The 2,591-nt window shown below is 65.4% G+C and carries 2 protein-coding genes; one reads left to right on the top strand and one right to left on the bottom strand.

All coding sequences use genetic code 11. From position 1 onward, the window contains the following. Nucleotides 1–363 precede the first annotated feature (363 nt). Entirely contained in the window at nt 364–1,002 is a 639-nt protein-coding gene (locus tag BRAS3843_RS03365; RefSeq protein WP_008967307.1) for a TetR/AcrR family transcriptional regulator, read from the bottom strand. Nucleotides 1,003–1,170: 168 nt separating this feature from the next. Between BRAS3843_RS03365 and BRAS3843_RS03360 the strand changes: the two genes are divergently transcribed. Then, on the top strand, nt 1,171–2,499 hold the full coding sequence (locus BRAS3843_RS03360; protein ID WP_008967306.1) for an HlyD family secretion protein: 1,329 nt from the start codon (nt 1,171–1,173) through the stop codon (nt 2,497–2,499). Nucleotides 2,500–2,591 lie beyond the last annotated feature (92 nt).

The raw sequence follows: 2,591 nt of genomic DNA, 5'->3' as shown, positions 1-2,591 counted from the left end.
CCATCGCGCAGGGAATGCCGGTTGATCGGCAGCACCTGTGGTACCTGCCGCCTGCATTTTTTCCGCAGGCGGGCCATGGGTGAGGCCCTCACCCGGCATTCCCTGCGCCCTCTGCCTTTTCGAGGGTGATCCATCTGCGAAGCTCGGGCGTAGTCCGCCGCGAGAGGGAGAATGTGTGCCTTGTGGAGTTTACGGCGCTGCTGCTTTGACCTCCGCCGTCATCGTCCGCGCAGGCGGACGATCCAGTACGCCGCGCTCTATCGATTCAATCACTGTGGTCTCTGGAATACTGGGTCGTCCGGTCAAGCCGGACGACGACAACGTGGGACCTGCCAACAGCGTTCGTGCGGCTCTGTCTGGCCCTTATCCCTTCACCCCATACGCTGCGAGAAACATCCGGATCGCGCTGTCGACCACGGCGCGGATGCGTTCGGGCGAGGGGGTCGGGGCCGCCTGGAAGATGAACGGCAGGAACAGCGTCGCCTGGCACATCAGCTGGAATTGCGACGCCGCGAGCTGGCAGTCGTCGATCGCGAGCTCGCCCGCTTTCACCCGTCCTTCGAGATAGACGGCGAGCCGGTTGATGGTGCCCTCCAGCACGCGCTCGTAATAGCGGCGGCCGAGATCCGGCATCCGCTCGGCGATCGCCATCACCGTGCGGATGGCCGAGCCGCCGCCGGGCCGGCAGATCAGGGCCAGATAGGCCTCGCCGAACCCGGTGAGATTGGCGGCGACGTCCTGGGCCTGGTCGAATTTGAAGATCGCTGCGCCCTGCTGCAGCGACTCCTCCTCGACGATGGCCTGGAACAGCCCGGATTTGTCGGTGAAGTAGACGTAGAGCGTGCCTTTGGAGACCCCGGCGGCGCGGGCGATCTCGCCCATGCTGGCGCCGTCAAACCCCAGATCCATGAATACCTTGCGGGCGCCATCGAGGATCTGGCGCCGTTTCGAGGTCTCCTCCTCGCCGAGGATGCGGACAGTGTCGGACTGGGCTTCAATCATTGGTTCAGCGTCTTTGCAAAGATTCTAGCGGGCGAAAAGGTCCCGAAAGGATGTGATTCCCTAGTTTGCACGTGCGAATATCTATATTGACCGAACGGTTCGGTCAATGCTAATGTCATCGTCGGGCCGGTAAGCGGGCCGCATTTTTTGAGCGTTCAGGAGTGTCTTATGGCCGCAGCGAGAGATCAGGCTGCACGTGCGCGTCGTCCCGAGCCCGAGGAGGCGGCGGAGCCTGTCGCGCGCGAGTCTGCGCTCGGCGAGCAGCTGCGCAACCATGTCAGCGACGAGAGCAAGCGCCATGCGCCGGACGCTCCGAACGAGACCCCGGCCGGCAGCCCGCCTCAAGCCACTCCGCCCGCGGGGCAGCCGCAGGCCGCCAACGGGACTGCGCCCTCAGCGCCGCCGAAATCGGGCAGGCGCAAGCGGGTGATGATGGGCATCGGCCTTGTGCTCGCGCTCGCCGCCGCCGGCTATGGCGTGGACTATTACTTGGTCGGACGCTTCCTGGTCTCGACCGATGACGCCTATGTCCGCGCCAACAACACCATGCTCGGCGCCCGCGTGTCCGGCCATATCGTCGACATCCTGCCGCACGACAACGCCGTGGTGAAGAAGGGCAACGTCATCTTCCGCATCGATGACGGCGACTATCGTATCGCCGTCGACGCTGCCCGCACCAAGATCGGCACGCAGGAGGCGACGATCGCCCGCATCGGTCGCCAGGTCGCCGCGCAGCAGAGCGCGGTCGAGCAGGCGCAGGCGAATCTTGCGTCCGCCGAAGCCGGCCTGAAGCGGGCCGGTCTCGACTATGATCGCCAGCAGGCGCTGAGCACTAAGGGTTTCGCCTCGCACGCCATCTTCGAACAGTCCGAAGCCGCACGCGACCAGGGCGTCGCCGCGGTGAAGGCGGCGCAGGCGGCCTATGACGCCGCGCGCGACAATGTCGAGGTGACCAAGGCGCAGCAGGCCGAAGCGCAGGCGCAGCTTGCGGAATTGAAGACCTCATTGGCCAAGGCCGAGCGCGACCTCGATTTCGCGACGGTGCGTGCGCCGGTCGACGGCACCTTCTCCAACCGTCTGGTCAACACCGGCGATTTCGTGTCCGTCGGCCAGCGGCTCGGCAACGTGGTGCCGCTCGATGACGTCTACATCGATGCCAACTACAAGGAGACGCAGCTCAAGCGCGTCCTCCCCGGCCAGCCGGTGACGATCAAGGTCGATGCCTATGGCTCGCGCAAGTTCAAGGGCACGGTCGACAGCATCGCGCCGGCCGCGGGCTCCGTGTTCACGCTTCTGCCGCCCGACAACGCGACCGGCAATTTCACCAAGATCGTGCAGCGGCTGCCGGTGCGCATCCGCGTGCCGAAGGCGGTCGCGCAGCAGAACCTGTTGCGTGCCGGCATGTCGGTCTACGTCACCGTCGACACCACCGACGGCGCCAAGGATGCCGACAGCGAGGAAGATCTGGACTCGCCGATGATGATCCATCCGCAGTGATGGATTGCACCTCTCCCCGCGTGCGGGGAGAGGTCGGATGGCATCGCAAGATGCCATCCGGGTGGAGGGGGCTCTCCGCGAGTTCACTCCGT

The organism is Bradyrhizobium sp. STM 3843, assembly GCF_000239815.1.
GTDB lineage: Bacteria > Pseudomonadota > Alphaproteobacteria > Rhizobiales > Xanthobacteraceae > Bradyrhizobium.
This window is presented reverse-complemented; position numbering and strand designations above follow the sequence as displayed.